Annotated in this window: 1 pseudogene; it reads left to right on the top strand. The window is 26.6% G+C overall.

Annotation, left to right across the window (positions count from 1 at the left end):
* Positions 1 to 190: 190 nt before the first annotated feature.
* A pseudogene (locus CCAL9328_RS10765) lies at positions 191 to 383 on the top strand (tyrosine-type recombinase/integrase); the annotation flags it as partial.

Genomic DNA, 383 nt, shown 5'->3' with positions numbered 1-383 from the left:
CCCACCATTTAAGTTTATTTTAAGCTTCTTTTATTTCTTTTTATTTCCTTTTAACTCTCATAAAATCGCACTTTTATAGGATTTTGTTTCTTTTTGTTTTCTTTTACGATATAATTACTTCCAAATAAATTGCGTAGTTATTAGCGTAGTAGATAATCATTAGCGTAGTTTTTCTATAAAAAGGATTAGAATGGCAAATATCTCAAAGGCAAATTTGCTAGATAAAGATATAAGAAACCTAGAAGTATTATCTCAACAATACAAAAAGAAAGTTGGTAATCCAAAAGAGCTTTATATTTGGATTAATCCAAGTGGTATGAAAACTTTTTCAGTAGAATATCAAAGAAATAAATTTAAAAAAATAGGCGAGTTTAGAGAAGGCA

The organism is Campylobacter sp. RM9328, assembly GCF_012978615.1.
Note: the sequence above shows the minus strand (reverse complement) of the source record. Positions and strands in the feature narration are given on the sequence as shown.